This window comes from Psychromonas sp. SR45-3, assembly GCF_014163575.1.
GTDB classification, from domain to species: domain Bacteria; phylum Pseudomonadota; class Gammaproteobacteria; order Enterobacterales; family Psychromonadaceae; genus Psychromonas; species Psychromonas arctica.
The window spans coordinates 1-17,406 of the sequence record NZ_JACJDP010000017.1; the positions used below are offsets into that span (position 1 = coordinate 1).

Here is a 17,406-nt window from a genome sequence, read left to right on the forward strand (position 1 = left end):
CCACTGGTTAGTTCCGGTGGGGCTTTTTTAATTGTGTTGATTTATGAGCTAGGCAGAAAGTAGGGCGAGTTTGCCGACAGGCAAGGTTGACGAGCGGAGGAGCTCTGCGACGACCGTTCCATCGCAAGCTGGCATAGTATTCAGAACAATCCCTGTAGACTCTGTCTACAGGGTTTTTTTCGATTAGGGCTTTTGGTGGTGATGTCCTGCTTGAGCAGGGGATAAATAAAGCGCCGCGCAGTGGCCATCCTTTAGTGCGATAGATAGGGGGGAATGATGCGGTCAGCATCGTCTTATGAGCGGGCTAAGTTCTGTGTGCCCTGGTGATATCGCGACAGCGATGGGTCATGAGCAATCTCGACCCATCGCCAAGCTTGCATAGTATTCAGAACAATCCCTGTAGACTCTGTCTACAGGGTTTTTTTCGATTAGGGCTTTTGGTGGTCAATCCTTTTAAGTTTTCAAACGTTTCGCGACGACTTTCCATCGTCAACAGCTTAATCACCGCTATTCCAATGATTCGAATTTTATCAATCTGCATACTTGCTCAGAAAATCGCCATCAAATACCTATAAGTCTTACCCCCCAAGAATATTGACCATTGGCTAAATTCGGGTATCAATTGCATTAATTAACTGAACAAGGTTAGAGAATTTATGCTTTAACTCGAACTTTGGCGTATTATCAAATATTTCTCTGGATCATTGTTTTGTTTTTGATAGCATAAAAACTCCCTTTGTTAGAGAAATTATCATGTCTAAAAAAATTATCCGTATTGCAACTCGTCATAGTCCATTAGCAATGTGGCAGGCTAATTTTGTTAAAGCCGAATTATTGAAGCATCATCAAGATTTAACTGTTGAATTATTACCAATGAAAACAAAGGGCGATATTATTTTAGATACGCCATTAGCTAAAGTCGGTGGAAAAGGTTTATTTGTTAAAGAATTGGAAGTCGCTATGCTTGAGAAGCGTGCTGATATTGCTGTGCATTCGATGAAAGATGTTCCTGTAGATTTTCCAAAAGGTTTGGGGTTAACCACTATTTGTGAGCGTGAAGATCCTCGTGATGCTTTTGTTTCTAATAACTACAAACAATTATCTGATTTACCCAAAGGCGCTATCGTTGGTACTTGTAGTCTAAGACGCCAATGTCAAATTAGTGAATTAAGACCTGATATAAAAATTAAAGACTTACGAGGTAATGTCAACACGCGTTTGCGTAAGCTAGATGGCGGTGAATATGATGCGATTATTCTTGCTGCTGCTGGTTTAATTCGTTTAGAGATGGCGTCGCGTATTGCTAGTTATATAGAACCGGAAGTTAGCTTACCGGCTGTTGGCCAAGGAGCAGTTGGTATCGAATGTCGACTAGATGATGCAGAGACAATTGCTTTGCTTGCGCCATTAGAACATCGTGATACTCGAATTCGTGTCACTGCTGAACGAGCAATGAACTTAGCACTTGAAGGTGGCTGCCAAGTTCCTATTGGTAGTTTTGCTTTGTTAAAAGGAGAAGACCAAGTGTTTTTACGTGGTTTAGTTGGCAGTGTTGACGGTAAGAATATCATTAGAAAAGAATTAATTGGGCATATTGATGATGCACATCTGTTAGGTGAGCAATTAGCACAGCAATTGTTAGATGCTGGCGCAAAAGAAATTCTAAGTGAAGTTTATAAGTGAAACCTGCTCCACGACTTTTAGTGACTCGTTTTGCACCTCATGCACAGGAGTTGGTTGAACGTTTAAGTCATGTTGATTGCTTTGCGATTGCTCAACCTCTGTTAATGACAACACTATTAAAAGAGCGTCAGGCTCTCGATATATTTTTAAGCGGTTATTATGACTTGGTGATTGTGGTCAGTGGTAATGCTGTTAAATATGCACAACAACAAATTCATAGTGACTGGCCAAAAGCAACTTATTTAGCTGTTGGTAAATCGACACAGATACAATTGAGCAAAGTGACTAAACAAGATGTGATATGTCCTTTAACAAGATTTGATAGTGAAGGTTTATTAGAACTGGCAGCACTACAATCAATTAAAAATAAGCATATTTTAATCTTGCGTGGTGAAGGTGGAAGGGAGTTATTAGAAAATATACTCATTGAACGTGGTGCAAAAGTAGATTTCTTACAAACATATAAACGTGTCAAGATTGTATTGGATGGTCACGAATTAGCTAATAATTGGCAACAAGCCTCTATAAATGGTGTTATTATCAGTAGTGTAGAGATTTTAAATCAATTATTTGCTTTGGTACCAATGAATCATAAAGATTGGTTATTGGGTTTGGTTTTTTATGTTCCAAGCCAACGAGTCGCTGAAGAAGCTACCTTGTTAGGTGCGAAAGATGTTGTTCTTTTACCAAGTCTACGTACCGAGCAACTAGTAGAATTTTTCAAAGCAGATGATGGCAACTGTATAGCCCGTTAGTTTTTAAATAGGAAAGTTATGACTGATACTAATACTGAAACTCAAAATATATCGGCGACTGTTGAGCCTGAAGTTGTCATTGATAAACCCAAAAAGTCCTCTCGACTTGTTGCGATCCTCGTTGTTATTTCTATTTTACTGTCTTTATTTATCATTGTATTTGGTTGGTATCTTTATAAGAATAACTCGGTGAATAACAATGTATACAAAGAAAAAATTGAAGTGTTAGCTAGTCAACTAGCAGAGCAAGTGGAACAGCAAGACAAACAATTTCAACAAAGCAAATCATTAAATAATAGCTTTAAAACACAAGTTGAACAATTAAATATTCAGTTGCTAGATGCACAGAATAAAAGCAAATTATTTAGTTCGGACATGCAAGCGTTACAACGTAATATGGCGGAAACAAATATTCGTCATCCAAGTGATTGGATCTTGTCTGAAGTGGAATACTTGATCAATTTATCAGGACGGAAATTATGGCTCGAACATGATGTGACCACTGCTACTTCTCTGTTAAATGCAGCTGATCAACGTATTGTTGAAATGGGAGATCCAAGTCTAAATCCATTACGACGCGCCGTACTTGAAGATATTAATATGTTGGAAGCTTTACCACAACGCGATCCTGATAGCGTAGTATTGGCTTTATCAAGTTTAGAACGACGTATTGACCAACTTGTGATGGTTGGTTTGGATATGCCTGAAGTAAATAAAGAAACCGATGGTGCAGTCTCTTCAGATGTCGCTGATTGGGAGCAAAACATTAACCAGTCTTGGGATGATTTTGTTGCTAGTTTTATCGTTATCTCTCATCGAGACAAACCTGTTGAAGCTTTATTAGCGCCTGAGCAAGCTTGGTACTTAAAAGAAAATTTAAGAAATCACCTCGCAAAAGCTGAATTCGCAGTTTATAGAGAGCAGCAAGATATTTACGATATGTCCATGACAAATGCAATGAAGCTAATCGAGCTTTATTACGATATGGAAGATAAAGGAACTGAACAATTCCACACTTCAATTAAAAGACTTAGTAAGCAAAAAGTTGCTATTACTTACCCAGATCAATTCAAAAGTGCGCCGTTGCTTTCTCGTATTCTTAAACAACGCATTAGCAAGTCATTTACTATTGAAAGTGCGGAGTAATTATTATGATTCGAGTTTTAATTATTGTTCTTATCTTATTAGCCGCATTAATCTTTGCGCCTGAAATAAGTGCTTATAAAGGTTATATTTTAATTTCATTTGATAGCTATACAACCTATGAAACAACAATAATCAATGCGGCACTTATTGCGGTTATTTTTTACTTTTTACTGCTTTTTGTGGAGTGGATATTACGTAAACTACTTTCTATGAGCAGTGTTACTCGAGGGTGGTTTGGGCAACGTAAAACACGTAAAGCACAAAAAAATAGTTTATTAGGCATGCTTGCTTTGTTAGAAGGAAATACTAAACAGGCTCAAAAGTTATTATCTAAATCCGCCTCTCGAAGTGAAGCTCCTGCATTGACTTATATTGCAGCTGCTCGTGCATCTCACAAAAATGGTGACTTTAATCAACGTGATGATTACTTACAATTAGCTAATACACACCCAGGTTGTAAATTAGCTGTTGGACTTGTTTGGGCAGAGTTACAGCTTGATGCAAAACAATATGAAAATGCATCTGCAACATTAAACGAGTTAAATCAAAACTTCCCTAAGAATAAACAAGTGTTACAGCACTATATGACACTATATCCAGCGCTTAATCAATGGCAAGAGTTGATTACATTAATTAATGCTCAACGAAAATTAACAGGCTTAAATGATCAACAGTTTGCCGAGTTAGAGCTTCATGCGCATCAACAATTATTTAAGCAACTAGCACAGGAGAGTGGGCAGCTACTTAATGACTATTGGCATAAAGATGTTGCTCGTTGGATGCGTAAAGAATTGAGTTATCAAGAAGCGATGCTAGCCGCATTAGTTGAACATGATCGCGGAAAAGTTGCACAAGAGTTTTTGTTAGATAAATTGCATCGTCAATTCTCATTGCCGTTATTACCTTATTTACAAAAAATACAAGTAACCGATTATTATCCTATTATTATGTTTCTTGAGAAGCAGTTAAAGAAATCAGCGCATGTCGATTATCTCCATCAGGCTTTAGCGCACTTAAAACTAAAAGAAGGCCATAATGAAGCTGCTATTGAGCATTTGACTGAAAGTCTTAAATCGCTTCCAAATATTGCGGATTATAAATTACTCGCTTCGCTTTTAGAACAAGAAGGCAAGCAGGAGCAAGCTAACCTTTGTTATAGAGAAGGGTTAACCTTTGCTGCTAAGCCAACCTCTACAAATTTAATACTTATTGATGGTTGATAGATCATAAATTTGTCATTATTAGCGAGTATATTTTAAAAGTAAGTTTTGGCTTACTTTTTTTATTTTTGCTTTTTACAGTAATTATTTTAATAAGCTTAATTACTATGATGGATATTAGTAGGTAGTTTAATGAGTTTACATCCCATCTTTCCTCTCAGTGTTGAACACAGCAATGCTAAGTTGTTATTAACTCCATGCCCTGGTGCTAAAGAGCTTCCCTTGAAATTGGCTTTACAGGCTTTAAAGGAGTTTGGTGCCAATGCAGTGATCACATTGATGACTGAAAAAGAGTTACAAGCACTGTTATTAAATGATATTTGCATCGCAACTAAATCTTTAGGTATGTCATGGTTTCATTTACCGATCTGTGATGAGCAAATCCCAGATAAAGATTTTAGTTGCTTGTGGGAAACTGCTGGTCCAGCTATCCATCGCCTATTAGAAAACGAAAAGAGTGTTGCGATCCATTGCAAAGGCGGATCAGGACGGACTGGCATGATCGCAGCTCAAATATTATTAGAGCGGGGAGAGGTGCTGCATAAAGTAATCAAAAAAATTCAAGTATTAAGACCTAATGCTTTTAATCTAGCGGAGCAGCGAGAGTATATTGAATCAATCGAACTTAGATTAGCAAAAGAATAAAATTATTTTTATTATGCTATTTTTATAGCGAGTTGTTTCTGGCTGTTATATTATAACATTTTTTGCTAGCTGGTTTTTCTATGTTACTCACTCTAAGCATTTTGGCCTTATTTTTAGGTCCTGTCACTTATCGTTTATTACAACGTCAACCTGGATGGTTAGATCTATTAGATGCTTTCATTTTTGTGAGTATTTCAGGGTTAGTACTCTTCCACATTTTGCCTGAGCTGCTCTTTGAAGGGGGATTATTAGTTTTAGTGCTCACTAGTTTTGGTTTATTAACCCCTTCATTAATAGAGAAATATTTTCACAAAGCTGCAGATAAAGCGCATAACACTACCTTGTTTCTTGGTGTATTAGGCTTGGTCTTGCATGCCAGTATCGATGGTACTGTTTTATTAGCAGATCAAGCTAACCACACTGGTTGGTTATTAGCATTAGGGGTCTTATTACATCGCTTCCCTGTGGGGTTAACTATCTGGTGGTTATTACGTCCTCAATATGGCGTCGTATTACCTTTTGTGGTGTTAATTAGCATGGCTGTTGCGACTTTACTTGGTGCTTCTTATGCTGAACTATCAATGGCACAACTGGATGGTCAATATTTAGCATGGTTCCAAGCTTTCGTAATGGGCTCTATCATGCACGTTGTACTGCATCGCCCTTATTTGCAGCACCATAAAAAACATCAAACTGGTGAAGTAAAAGAACATAAGTATGCTGCTGGTATTGGTAGTTTTCTTGGGTTAGTTGTACTGGGGTTTGTTCTCTTACCCCATTGGTTAGGTTATATTCAGCATAATCATGACCACGGTATTGAAGCAACATCAATAACCGAATTACCTGCCGATCACAACCATTCAGGTGTTGAGCACGATACACATCAAGAGCAACACTCGGCTGATGAGCATGAAGATCATAACCATGAGCATTCAACCGATGAACATGAAGAACATGAAGAACATGAGCACTTAGCTGTCGAGCATGAAGATCATAACCATGAGCATTCAGCCGATGAACATGAAGAACATGAGCACTTAGCTGTCGAGCACGATCATTTAACAGATCAACATACGAGTGATCAGCATTTAGCCGTTGAACACGAAGATCATAACCACGAGTACTCGACGGTTGCACACGAAGAACATGATGAAGAGAGTGAAACGCTACATCAACAGCACAATACCGCACTGACTTTAGTTAACTTTACTAAATTAGCTTTATATAGTGCTCCAATGTTGCTATTGGCTTATCTTCTAAGCGGGTTAATGCATTACTTTAAGCCAACCTTAAACGTATTACCAACACAAGATAATAAAGCGTACTTTAGAGATGCCATCAAAGGTGTTGTATATGGCTTGCCACTTCCTGTTTGTTCTCCTGCTGCGAGTAAAATGCATCAACAACTGTTGGGGTTAGGTGCAAACCAAACCTTCGCTACTGCCTTCTTAATTGCAACACCAATTATTGGGTTTGATGCTATTTTAATTTCTATTCCTCTGTTAGGCGAGCAGCTGGTTCTTTTACGCATTGTTTTTGCGGTGGTATTTGCAACGTTAATTGCATGGTTACTAGGGCGACACTTCAAAAATCCAATTTCAGCCGTGGTTGCACAAAGTTGCCAGGGTGGCAAACCTACTTCTCGCTTTATTACCGCGATTAAACAGGGTTACCAGCACCAATTAGATCATACAGCGCCGTGGGTTATATTTGGTTGGGCGCTTGCTGCCACCTTGTCTGCGACGCCTGCGTGGGCATTCTTTGAGCAAGCTTTATGGTTACAAGTACTAGTGATGGTTTTGATTGCTTTCCCTTTTGCATTGTGTGCAACAGGTATGACACCCATTATTGCAGTGATGCTAATGGCTGGTTTATCCCCAGGTGCTGCCGTGGCTTGTTTGTTAATTGGGCCAAGTATTAGCCTAGATTTATTAAAGCAATTAAGATTTCAACAGGGATACTTTGCAGCCTTTGCTTTTGCGATGGTGATGTTAGTCGGAGCCTTCTTGATAGGGTTATCATTAAATCAATATATTAATGCTTTTCCATTGCCATGGTTAGGAGAATTAGACTCTGACTTTGCTTGGTGGAATATCGTGAGTTTAGCCATTATCTTGGTGTTATATTTTGCTTCATTATTACGTCGAGGTGCACGTGCTTTTATTGCGGAGTTATTACCTAAAAGTTTATTAGCGCATCGCCATCATCATGATCACGGCCATCATCATTAGTCTTGATGATATAAACCTCTCTCAACAGTTTAAGAGAGGTTTTTTATTAGGCGAATCTATTCTCTAAATACTGGATAATATCTGAAGATTCATACATCCAAGTGACTTTGTTACCTTCTTCAATACGTAAACAAGGCACCTTAACTTTTCCGCCTTGTTCTGCTAATTGTTGTTGGTTATCAGCTTGTTTTGCATCAACGAGTTGAATATTGAGTGCATTACGGCGCATTGCTCGACGTACTTTGACGCAAAAAGGACAAGCTTGAAACTGATATAATTGTAAGCTTTGTGTTTCTTGGTCAACTTTTTGTTGTTGATCTTCTGTACGTTGACGTTTTTTGGGTGCAAAAATGAAATTCAACGTTAAAATTAAACGGCCTAATAGCCAGCGAATTATTTTCATTTACTTCTCTTTGTTATTAAATTAATAAGGCAAAATTGTAACCGATCCGTAAGCGACAGAAAAGAAATGATAAAGCAACGTATGATCAACTAAGGAAAAAAGATGCAGATTCCTCCTTCTCCATGTATTAGTAATTGCTGTTTAAATGATCAAGATATTTGTATGGGATGTTTCCGTAGTCTGGATGAAATTAAAGAGTGGTCGCAAGCATCCAGTCCGCGTAAAGAGACGATTATTATTAGCACTAAACAACGTCGTGAGCAGTTACAAGCTTCAGTATTACGTTAATATTTTATGCCCTATAGAATCAGGTAAGTGTATTAATAAGGAAATAAAAGTGAGTAATGAAAATAGCATTATTAGTATATTAGGTAGCGGTTGGTTAGGTTTACCGCTCGCAAAAAGCTTACAGCAAGATGGAAAAAACATTCGCGTATCCACTCGGTCACAGGCTAAAGCCAAACAATTAAGAGAGCAAAACTTAAAGTCATATGTTGTTGATATTGAGAATGAACTAACGGATGTTTTACCTTTTTTACAAGCTGAAACACTGATTATCAATATCACCAGTAAACAATTCACTGCTTATCAGACTCTCGTTGCTGAAATAGAAAAAAGCCCTATCAAACATGTGTTGTTTGTTAGCTCAACTTCCGTGTATGCAAATGATCAGGGGTGGTGTAAAGAGAGTGATACGTTAACGCATGAAACAAACTTACGGCTTATTGAAAAACTGTTTACAGATAACCCTGCTTTTGATTGTACGGTGATTCGTTTTGCCGGGTTAATTGGCCCCAAGCGTCATCCGGGACGTTTTTTTGCAAACGGTAAAAGCATTAAAGATGGACATGCTAAGGTCAACCTTATTCATCAGCTAGATTGTATTAAACTGATGAAAACGGTAATAAAGCAAGGTGCTTGGGGTGAGACTTTTAATGGTTGTGCAGATAACCATCCTAGCAAAAGTGACTATTATTCTACAATGGCAAAGTCATTGGGTTACCCTGAACCAAATTGTCAGTTTTCTGATAACGCGGTTAGTAAAATTGTATGTAATGAAAAAGTTAAAGCACAGTTAAACTATCAATTTATCTTTCCAGATATCTATAAAGTCATCTGCTAGCTTCCTATTATTAATAACCTTAGCCATGGCATGATCATGGCTAATTGTTTAATTCCCTCCTCATTCACTATAAAAATACGACAAAAGCCACAATAACCTTAAAATAATAATGGTTTTTGTTGATTTTTTTAAAAAAACTACTTTTAAATTTTCATTTTTAACACTTATGCAACTTCTCTTGATATCTATCAAGTTCCATTTATGAAGTTAGGTTATCTTTCACTGGAATTTAGTTTTAGCTGGTGAATGAGGAAATTATGAGTAAACAAAAATTAGTAATTATTGGTAACGGGATGGTTGGCCACCGTTTTATTGAAGATTTTGTTGAAAAGGCTGATCTTGAAAAATTTTCCATTACAGCTTTTTGTGAAGAACCACGCGTTGCCTATGATCGCGTGCATTTATCTTCTTACTTTTCTCATCATACAGCCGAAGAACTTTCTTTAGTGAAAGAAGGTTTCTACGAAAAACATAATATTGAAGTTTTAATTGGTGAACGAGCTTTAACCATTGATCGTCAGAAAAAAATAGTTCTTTCTCAAACTGGGCGTGAAGTTGCTTACGATAAATTAGTAATGGCAACGGGCTCTTACCCTTGGGTACCTACGATTAAAGGTAATGAAAGCCAAGATTGTTTTGTTTATCGTACCATTGAAGATCTAAATGCAATTGAAGCAACTGCAAAACGCAGTAAAAGCGGTGTTGTTGTCGGTGGTGGTTTATTAGGTTTAGAAGCTGCAGGTGCATTAAAAGCACTTGGCGTAGAAACGCATGTTATCGAATTTGCACCTGTATTGATGGCTGAGCAACTCGATCAACAAGGCGGACAGATGTTACGCCAAAAAATTGAAAGTATTGGCGTTAATGTTCATACGGGCAAAAATACGCAGGAGATTATAGCATCGGGTGAAACGGCGCGTAACACGCTAAAATTTGCCGATGGCACTTCATTAGAAGTTGATTTTATAGTTTTCTCAACGGGTATTCGTCCACAGGATAGGCTTTCTAGACAATGTGGTTTTGAAATTGGACCGCGCGGCGGGATAGCTATCAATAACCAGTGTATGACTTCTGATCCGGATGTTTATGCTATTGGTGAATGTGCTTCTTGGAATGACAAGTTCTTTGGCTTAGTAGCGCCAGGTTACAACATGGCAAAAGTGGCTGTTGATAATATCCTTGGCCGCGAAAATGAATTCGAAGGCGCTGATATGAGCGCTAAACTAAAATTACTAGGTGTAGATGTAGGTAGTATTGGTGACGCAAATGGACGTACTCCGAACTGTAAAAGCTATGTTTACGTTGATGAAAACGCATCAGTTTATAAACGTATTATTGTTTCTGAAGATGGTAAATCATTATTAGGTGCAGTACTGGTTGGTGATACAGAAAGTTATAGCGATTTACTGCAATACAAACTTAATGGGATTGAGCTACCGAAGCACCCAGACACGTTGATCCTACCTGCTCATGCTGGTGGTGAAAAAGTATCATTGGGTGTTGATTCATTACCTGATACAGCACAAATTTGTTCATGTTTTGATGTTAAGAAAAGTGATATTGCTGATGCAGTTGCAGCGGGTCACCACACGCTTGATGCAATAAAAATGGAAACCAGTGCAGGTACAGGTTGTGGTGGCTGTATTCCTTTAGTAACTCAACTATTAAACTCTGAATTGTCGAAACTCGGTGTGGAAGTTAATGATTATATTTGTGAGCATTTTGCTTATTCTCGTCAAGAGTTATTCCATCTGATACGCGTTGAAGGCATTAAAACCTTCTCTGAGTTATTAGCAAAATACGGTAGCGGTTACGGCTGTGAAGTCTGTAAACCAACGGTAGGATCTATTCTTGCGTCTTGTTGGAGTGAGTACATTCTTTCTAGCGATAATAATGGTCTGCATGATACCCATGATATTTTCCTCGGTAATATGCAAAAAGATGGTACGTACTCGGTTATCCCACGTATGCCCGGCGGTGAAGTGACGCCTAAAGCTTTGTCTGCTTTGGCAAGTGTGGCGGATCAGTATGAGCTTTATACTAAAGTAACAGGCGCACAACGTATCGCTTTATTCGGTGCGCATAAAGGTGATTTACCTGATATTTGGTCGCAATTAATCGCAGCTGGTTTTGAAACGGGTCAAGCCTATGCCAAAGCACTGCGTATGGTGAAAAGCTGTGTAGGTAATACTTGGTGTCGTTTTGGTGTGCAGGACAGTATTGGCCTCGGTGTTGAACTGGAAAACCGTTATAAAGGGTTACGTACGCCACATAAAATGAAATTTGGTGTTTCAGGTTGTACGCGAGAGTGTTCAGAAGCACAGGGTAAAGATGTTGGTTTTATCGCAACCGATAGTGGTTGGAACATGTACGTGTGTGGTAATGGTGGTATGAAGCCGCGCCACGGAGATCTATTCGCCACTGATCTTGATAAAGAAACAATGCTTAAATACCTAGACCGTTTTGTCATGTTCTATGTGCGTACTGCAGATAAAGCGACACGTACTTCAGTTTGGTTAGAGAACCTAGATGGCGGTATAGATTATCTGAAAAAAGTGATTATCGACAATAAACTAGGTATTAATGATCAACTTGAAATGGATATGGCTGCAGCAATTGGTCGCTATAAGTGTGAGTGGACAGAAACACTCTCTGATGATAATCAATTAAAACGTTTTGCGCATTTTATTAACAGCGATTTACACGATGAAAATGTTGTATTTACGCCGATACGCGATCAAAAACGTCCTGCATTCATTGAAGAAAAAGCCCCAACATACAAAATCAATTTGGAGGAAGTGTAATGAGTAAATGGATCCCAGTTTGTGCGTTTAACAACATCTATATAGGAACCGGTGTTTGTGCACTAATTGAAGGTAAGCAAATTGCCATATTTCGTCCAAGCGAAAAAGAACAGGTCTTTGCCATTGATAATATGGACCCATTTTCTCGTTCAAATGTATTGTCTCGCGGCATTATTTGCGAACACAAAGAGCAGTTGTGGGTTGCTTCGCCACTTAAAAAACAACGTTTTAACTTAATCGATGGTTCATGTTTAGAAAGTGATCAAGTATCAGTGGCGACTTATAAAACACGAGTCAAAGAAGGCAACATCGAGGTTCAGTTATAAAAAGCTCAACTGTAAAGATTAAATAGCTCAAATGCTTCTTACTTATGGACGTGATGATCGTGATTCATGAGGTAAGTAGGAAGCCTTTTACTATTCAATTTTAACTTTAAACTTTAACCAATAGGGACAATATTATGTCTTACATTAAACCTACTGACTTCGTAAAAACCATGATCGATGCTGGCGAAGCTAAAACAAAAACGAGTACTGGCGATCTGCTTTTACGTGGCACCATGGCAGGCATTATTTTGTCACTTGCCGTTGTTGTTGCTATCACAGCTATTGTACAAACAGGCGTTGGCCTTGTTGGTGCACTTGTCTTTCCAGTTGGCTTTTGTATTTTAAGCCTGATGGGTTTTGACTTAGTAACAGGTGCTTTTGGTTTAGCGCCGTTGGCTAAATTTGATAACCGTCCAGGTGTTTCATGGGCGAGTATTTTTCGTTGTTGGGGACTGATTGGATTAGGTAATTTAATTGGTTCATTAATCGTGGCTTACTTGATTGCGATTTCATTAACTATGAATTTTTCAATTGACCCTAATGCTGTGGCACAGAAATTTATCGCAGTCTCAACAGCACGTACCGTTGGTTTTGAAAACCTAGGCATGGATGGCTGGATAACTTGTTTTGTACGCGCTATTTTTTGTAACCTGATGGTCTGTTTAGGTGTTATTGGTGGTATGACATCACGCTCTGTTGCAGGTAAAGTGGCCGCTATGTGGTTACCTATCTTTATCTTCTTCGCGTTAGTATTTGAACATACAGTGGTAAACATGTTCCTTTTCCCTCTCGGTATGATTTTAGGTGCTGATTTTGGTATTGCAACATGGTTAAACTTTAACTTGATCCCTACCATTTTGGGTAACATTGTAGGTGGAGTAGTATTTGCAACCATCCCACTTTATTTAACACATAGAAAAAATACAGCACCAGTAAATGTTGCATCTGAAGTGAAGGCAACAAATGAAGCTTTTTCAGAAGAAGTATTAAACGCAAAATAAAAATTAATTTTTATTTTGGAATAAATAGCCTAGTGTTAACACGCTGGGCTTTTTTATACCTGCTATCTAAATGATACAATTCTGCATAAAAACCTGATCAATATTGCTGATTAAAATTAACGAACACTTTGTTGTTTTCAATCCGTAGTTCTCAATTCCAATAGCTAGCTATTACTCAATCAAACGCCTTGCCCTCATTGATTTTTCCTTCGTAATTTTTAACCATTTAATTAAGTGGAATGGTATGAATAATAAAAGTGCACAACAATTAGAGGGAGTAATTATTAGCTATACACCACAATTATTGATTGAGGAATTCAAAATGGGCTTAGCAAGTTTTATACGGCTAGACCCTGTAAATAATACTCGTTGCTATCTAGGAAGGATCACTCTTATTTATTTATACGCCTCGCCGCCAGAACACTTGGACCTATTGTCTTAATAGGAGGGCGGGTACTTTTTGCTGCTTGGTGCTGCTTAGTCCTTATGCACTTCAATATTGAAGCCGCCAAGTGTTTTATTAATCATAGACAATTTTATTGCAATTTATGGGTTTTACTTTTTAAAAGAAAAAAGGCGCTAAAGTATATCTTTAGCACCTTTAAATTTTTATTTTTTTGTTGTAATTAAATTAACACTAAACAACCGTGTCAATTAGGCCAGTGTATAACCAAAACATATAACCGATATAAGCGGCTAATAATAAACCACCTTCAACGCGCGCTAAAACGCCAGTTGTGCCTTTACGCCAAGCAATAGAGAATATCAGTAAGGCGATGGTTAAACCTAACATCACTGGATAGTCTCGGGTTAATACAACGCTATCAAATGTGCCTGGACGAATAAGTCCTGGTAATGCCATTACGCCGAGTATATTGAATATATTAGACCCAATAATATTACCCAGTGCGAGGTCATATTCTTTTTTACGCGCTGCGGTAATCGTTGCAGCTAACTCAGGCAGACTGGTGCCAATGGCCACAATGGTTAATCCAATAATCAAATCACTGACTTGAAAGTATTCTGCAATTTCAACGGCACCCCAGACTAAAATTCGAGAAGATGCGATCAAAATAAAGATGCCTATCAACAACCATTTAATGGCTTCTCCTTTACTAACCTGTTCCGGTAGCTCCTCTAATATTTCCTGTGACAGGGCATCGTCAGGTTGATTTTTAGCTTCCCAAATAGTGAAAGCTAACATCAAAAACATAAGTGTTAGCAATAATAAACCATTCGCAAAACTGAGTTCCCTATCCCAGAGAATAAAATAGCTTAAGGTAATAATAGCGAGTAAAACGGGCATTTCACGTTTGAGTAGTTTTGAGTGAATTTGCAATGGATAAAGCATTGCAGTGATCCCTAACATTAAACCAATATTAGTGATATTAGAACCGATAGCATTACCAATTGATAAACCGGTATTGCCATCAGCGGCAGCCATTGCAGATACTAGCATCTCAGGGGCAGAGGTGCCTAAGCCAACAATAACAACACCGACTATGAGAGGAGATATAGAAAAGCTGCGTGCAGTATTAGACGCGCCTAAGACAAACTTATCAGCACTCCAGATAAGCAACACAAAACCGATAATAATAGCGAGAGCGGGGAGTAATAAAGTAAACAAAATTTTTTCCTGATTATACTAATTACATCAATTAGAATAATTAAGTGGATTATTTCGCGGGTTAAAATTAGGTATTTTTTATTGTAAGTTCGTTAAAGGAAATAACCTTTACATCAATCTATGCTCAACCTAATTCATTTTCCAGCAGCAAATTTAAGCCACCTATTTAATACAATCGATAGTATTTTTTTAGCCATAAAAAAACGCTGAACATTTACATGATCAGCGCTTTTTCATTTTTATAAGGTCAGTTAGTATTTAACCACGACCTTCAGCAATTGCAGCAACAGCAGCTAATTCAGCAGCTTGTTTTTCATGTCTTTCTTGACGATCTTGAATATCCATTAACTCATTAGTAATTAAGTTTTCTTCAATTTCACGTAAAGCAATCACGGTTGGTTTGTCATTCTCTGGATCAACTAAAGGTGTTTTACCTCCAGTAGCAAGCTGACGAGCTCGGCGAGAAGCCATTAAGATTAGATCAAAACGGTTGCCTACTACATTTACTGCATCTTCAACGGTTACTCGTGCCATTGTTGAACTCCAAAAGTTAATTACATAAAAAAGGGCGGTTATTATATGTGCAAAATAGGAATTGATCCAGCACCTTAGTATAGAGTTTATACTTCTAATAACTCTTTGATGGTTTTACTGTGTTTTATCGCTTGTTTTTCTTGCTCATTACGCAGTGCGCGTACAATAGCAGAAAACTCACGTATAGCTGTATCAAAATCGTCATTGACGATTAAATAATCATATTCATTATAGTGTGACATTTCTGATTGTGCTTTTTCCATACGTTGCGCAATCACTTCAGCACTATCTTGGCCACGCTTGTTCAAGCGCGCTTCTAACTCTGCGCGGCTCGGAGGTAAGATGAAAATACCTTTAGCGTTTGGCATGACTTGATGTACCTGACGAGCACCTTGCCAATCAATATCTAGCATGATGTCGATGCCTTGTTGCAAGGACTCTTCAATGGTTATGCGAGAGGTTCCGTAATAATTACCAAACACTTCAGCCCATTCAAAAAATGCATTTTCAGAAATTAACTGTTCAAACTCTGCTTTACTAACAAAATGGTAATGCTCGCCATCTACTTCACCTGGACGCGGCAAACGTGTGGTATGTGAAATTGATACTTGAGCAGGGTGATCGCTATTTTCTGCTAATAAAGCCTTAATAAGGCTAGATTTCCCTGCGCCACTTGGGGCAGATACAATAAAAAGAGTGCCAACTTGGGACATAAATAAATTTCCTGAAACTATATTTTTATAAATGGGTGCTAGGCTGGTGGATTTTTGAGCACCTGAAATTTTGTAAGCGCGGATTATCGCCTATTTTGTTCATGAAGTCTGTTTATTGTTCGATTATTTTTTAAATAATAACCACGTGTAACAAGCTTTATTGTTAGGGCTGAAACGCGCTATCACTTATCACCTGGCTTTCATTATTAATCTTTCCAGCGGTTTTTTATCTCTACAATTTTGTCTAGCTTACTTACAAATAAGTCAACTAGCTCTGGGTCAAAGTGTTTATTTTTTTGCGAAGTAATAAACTCAACGGCTTTTTCAACCGTCCAAGCCTCTTTATAAGGGCGTACACTGGTTAATGCATCAAAAACATCTGCTAGGGCGACGATACGTCCTTCAATAGGAATGTTTTCTCCCTTTAATTGCTTAGGGTAGCCTGTTCCATCCCATTTCTCATGGTGTGTCATAGAGACGATTTTAGCTAACTCAATCAAATCAGAATCAGACTCTCCGAGTATTTCAGCGCCTATTTCCGGATGCTTCTGCATGATACTGAACTCTTCACTAGTTAATTTACCCGGTTTAAGCATGATGCTGTCAGGAATGCCTATTTTTCCAATATCATGCATCGGTGCAGCATGAAATAAAGCATCCGCTTCTTTCATTGAATGGCCATAAGCTAAAGAAATTATTTTAGAGTAATGACTCATCCGCATTACATGCATACCTGTTTCATTATCTTTGTATTCTGCAGCTCGGCCTAAACGTTGTATTATTTGTAATCGAGTGCGTTTTAATTCATTAACATCAACCAATGATAGGTGTGTTTTTACACGAGCTTTCACTACCGCAGGTGTTACAGGTTTTGAAATATAGTCTACAGCCCCCATATTCAAACCTTTGGCTTCATCAACGGCATCGTTTAAAGCAGTGACAAAAATAATAGGAATAGACTTATATAAAGTAGTTTGTTTTAAGTGCTCACATACCTGATAGCCTGTCATTTCTGGCATCATTACATCAAGTAATATTAAATCAGGTTGTTCTTTTTCTATTAAGCGTAATGCTTCCGCACCACTTTTTGCAAAAGTCAGTTTATAGGTATCCTTCAGGATATTGTTCAATACTTTTAAGTTAATAGGCTCGTCATCGATAACAAGCACATTCTGTTTACTATTTGGCATTCAAT

General features: G+C 38.0%; 17 protein-coding genes. 12 read left to right on the forward strand and 5 right to left on the reverse strand.

The features are described 5' to 3' along the window. Positions 1–753: 753 nt before the first annotated feature. From hemC to H5084_RS10645, 6 genes are all read left to right on the forward strand, one after another. Positions 754–1,683 (forward strand): hydroxymethylbilane synthase, encoded by a 930-nt coding sequence (gene hemC, locus H5084_RS10620; protein WP_182690432.1) that lies wholly within the window; start codon positions 754–756, stop codon positions 1,681–1,683. Further along, on the forward strand, positions 1,680–2,438 hold the full coding sequence (locus H5084_RS10625; protein ID WP_182690433.1) for a uroporphyrinogen-III synthase: 759 nt from the start codon (positions 1,680–1,682) through the stop codon (positions 2,436–2,438). The genes hemC and H5084_RS10625 overlap by 4 nt, the downstream gene beginning before the upstream one ends. An 18-nt stretch (positions 2,439–2,456) precedes the next feature. Then, complete coding sequence (locus tag H5084_RS10630; RefSeq protein WP_182690434.1) at positions 2,457–3,584, forward strand: uroporphyrinogen-III C-methyltransferase; 1,128 nt, start codon at positions 2,457–2,459, stop codon at positions 3,582–3,584. A 5-nt stretch (positions 3,585–3,589) separates the two neighbouring features. After that, a complete protein-coding gene (locus H5084_RS10635; protein WP_182690435.1) occupies positions 3,590–4,804 on the forward strand; it encodes a heme biosynthesis HemY N-terminal domain-containing protein in 1,215 nt (404 codons plus the stop codon). Positions 4,805–4,936: 132 nt separating this feature from the next. Then, on the forward strand, positions 4,937–5,449 hold the full coding sequence (locus H5084_RS10640; protein WP_182690436.1) for a tyrosine-protein phosphatase: 513 nt from the start codon (positions 4,937–4,939) through the stop codon (positions 5,447–5,449). An 80-nt stretch (positions 5,450–5,529) separates the two neighbouring features. Then, a complete protein-coding gene (locus tag H5084_RS10645) occupies positions 5,530–7,680 on the forward strand; it encodes a permease (RefSeq protein ID WP_182690437.1) in 2,151 nt (716 codons plus the stop codon). 46 nt (positions 7,681–7,726) lie between these two features. Here H5084_RS10645 and H5084_RS10650 read toward each other — a convergent pair whose 3' ends face one another. Beyond that, positions 7,727–8,083 carry a glutathione S-transferase N-terminal domain-containing protein gene (locus tag H5084_RS10650; RefSeq protein ID WP_028868180.1) on the reverse strand — a complete coding sequence of 119 codons (357 nt, stop codon included), beginning with the start codon at positions 8,081–8,083 and terminating at the stop codon, positions 7,727–7,729. Positions 8,084–8,185: 102 nt separating this feature from the next. On the opposite strand from H5084_RS10650, the gene H5084_RS10655 reads away from it, so the two are divergent. The 6 genes from H5084_RS10655 (at position 8,186) to H5084_RS10680 (ending at position 13,779) form a co-directional block, all read left to right on the forward strand. Then, entirely contained in the window at positions 8,186–8,371 is a 186-nt protein-coding gene (locus tag H5084_RS10655) for a DUF1289 domain-containing protein (protein WP_028868179.1), read from the forward strand. 49 nt (positions 8,372–8,420) lie between these two features. Continuing rightward, positions 8,421–9,206: an NAD(P)H-binding protein gene (locus H5084_RS10660; protein ID WP_182690438.1), complete on the forward strand. Its 786-nt coding sequence runs from the start codon at positions 8,421–8,423 to the stop codon at positions 9,204–9,206. Between the two features lie 257 nt (positions 9,207–9,463). Continuing rightward, positions 9,464–12,010 carry a nitrite reductase large subunit NirB gene (nirB, locus tag H5084_RS10665; RefSeq protein ID WP_028868177.1) on the forward strand — a complete coding sequence of 849 codons (2,547 nt, stop codon included), beginning with the start codon at positions 9,464–9,466 and terminating at the stop codon, positions 12,008–12,010. After that, positions 12,010–12,336, forward strand: a complete 327-nt coding sequence (gene nirD / locus H5084_RS10670) for a nitrite reductase small subunit NirD (RefSeq protein ID WP_028868176.1) — start codon at positions 12,010–12,012, stop codon at positions 12,334–12,336. The genes nirB and nirD overlap by 1 nt, the downstream gene beginning before the upstream one ends. 134 nt (positions 12,337–12,470) lie before the next feature. Continuing rightward, positions 12,471–13,337, forward strand: coding sequence for a formate/nitrite transporter family protein (locus H5084_RS10675; RefSeq protein ID WP_037071212.1), 867 nt, complete (start codon positions 12,471–12,473; stop codon positions 13,335–13,337). A gap of 244 nt (positions 13,338–13,581) precedes the next feature. Continuing rightward, positions 13,582–13,779, forward strand: coding sequence for a hypothetical protein (locus H5084_RS10680; RefSeq protein ID WP_182690439.1), 198 nt, complete (start codon positions 13,582–13,584; stop codon positions 13,777–13,779). Between the two features lie 195 nt (positions 13,780–13,974). On the opposite strand, the gene H5084_RS10685 is transcribed toward H5084_RS10680, so the two are convergent. The 4 genes from H5084_RS10685 to H5084_RS10700 form a co-directional block, all read right to left on the reverse strand. Next, positions 13,975–14,964 (reverse strand): calcium/sodium antiporter, encoded by a 990-nt coding sequence (locus tag H5084_RS10685; protein ID WP_182690440.1) that lies wholly within the window; start codon positions 14,962–14,964, stop codon positions 13,975–13,977. Positions 14,965–15,222: 258 nt separating this feature from the next. Beyond that, entirely contained in the window at positions 15,223–15,498 is a 276-nt protein-coding gene (rpoZ, locus tag H5084_RS10690; protein ID WP_025563521.1) for a DNA-directed RNA polymerase subunit omega, read from the reverse strand. 86 nt (positions 15,499–15,584) lie between these two features. Next, complete coding sequence (gene gmk / locus H5084_RS10695) at positions 15,585–16,211, reverse strand: guanylate kinase (protein ID WP_028868172.1); 627 nt, start codon at positions 16,209–16,211, stop codon at positions 15,585–15,587. Between the two features lie 206 nt (positions 16,212–16,417). Then, positions 16,418–17,401, reverse strand: a complete 984-nt coding sequence (locus H5084_RS10700; protein WP_182690441.1) for a two-component system response regulator — start codon at positions 17,399–17,401, stop codon at positions 16,418–16,420. Positions 17,402–17,406 lie beyond the last annotated feature (5 nt).

Excerpts from the sequence above, each read along its gene's own strand:
- hemC (WP_182690432.1), top strand. The coding sequence starts at position 754 with ATGTCTAAAAAAATTATCCGTATTGCAACTCGTCATAGTCCATTAGCA.
- H5084_RS10630 (WP_182690434.1), top strand. The coding sequence starts at position 2,457 with ATGACTGATACTAATACTGAAACTCAAAATATATCGGCGACTGTTGAG.
- H5084_RS10635 (WP_182690435.1), top strand. The coding sequence starts at position 3,590 with ATGATTCGAGTTTTAATTATTGTTCTTATCTTATTAGCCGCATTAATC.
- H5084_RS10640 (WP_182690436.1), top strand. The coding sequence starts at position 4,937 with ATGAGTTTACATCCCATCTTTCCTCTCAGTGTTGAACACAGCAATGCT.
- H5084_RS10645 (WP_182690437.1), top strand. The coding sequence starts at position 5,530 with ATGTTACTCACTCTAAGCATTTTGGCCTTATTTTTAGGTCCTGTCACT.
- H5084_RS10650 (WP_028868180.1), bottom strand. The coding sequence starts at position 8,083 with ATGAAAATAATTCGCTGGCTATTAGGCCGTTTAATTTTAACGTTGAAT.
- H5084_RS10655 (WP_028868179.1), top strand. The coding sequence starts at position 8,186 with ATGCAGATTCCTCCTTCTCCATGTATTAGTAATTGCTGTTTAAATGAT.
- nirB (WP_028868177.1), top strand. The coding sequence starts at position 9,464 with ATGAGTAAACAAAAATTAGTAATTATTGGTAACGGGATGGTTGGCCAC.
- nirD (WP_028868176.1), top strand. The coding sequence starts at position 12,010 with ATGAGTAAATGGATCCCAGTTTGTGCGTTTAACAACATCTATATAGGA.
- H5084_RS10675 (WP_037071212.1), top strand. The coding sequence starts at position 12,471 with ATGTCTTACATTAAACCTACTGACTTCGTAAAAACCATGATCGATGCT.
- H5084_RS10680 (WP_182690439.1), top strand. The coding sequence starts at position 13,582 with ATGAATAATAAAAGTGCACAACAATTAGAGGGAGTAATTATTAGCTAT.
- rpoZ (WP_025563521.1), bottom strand. The coding sequence starts at position 15,498 with ATGGCACGAGTAACCGTTGAAGATGCAGTAAATGTAGTAGGCAACCGT.
- gmk (WP_028868172.1), bottom strand. The coding sequence starts at position 16,211 with ATGTCCCAAGTTGGCACTCTTTTTATTGTATCTGCCCCAAGTGGCGCA.
- H5084_RS10700 (WP_182690441.1), bottom strand. The coding sequence starts at position 17,401 with ATGCCAAATAGTAAACAGAATGTGCTTGTTATCGATGACGAGCCTATT.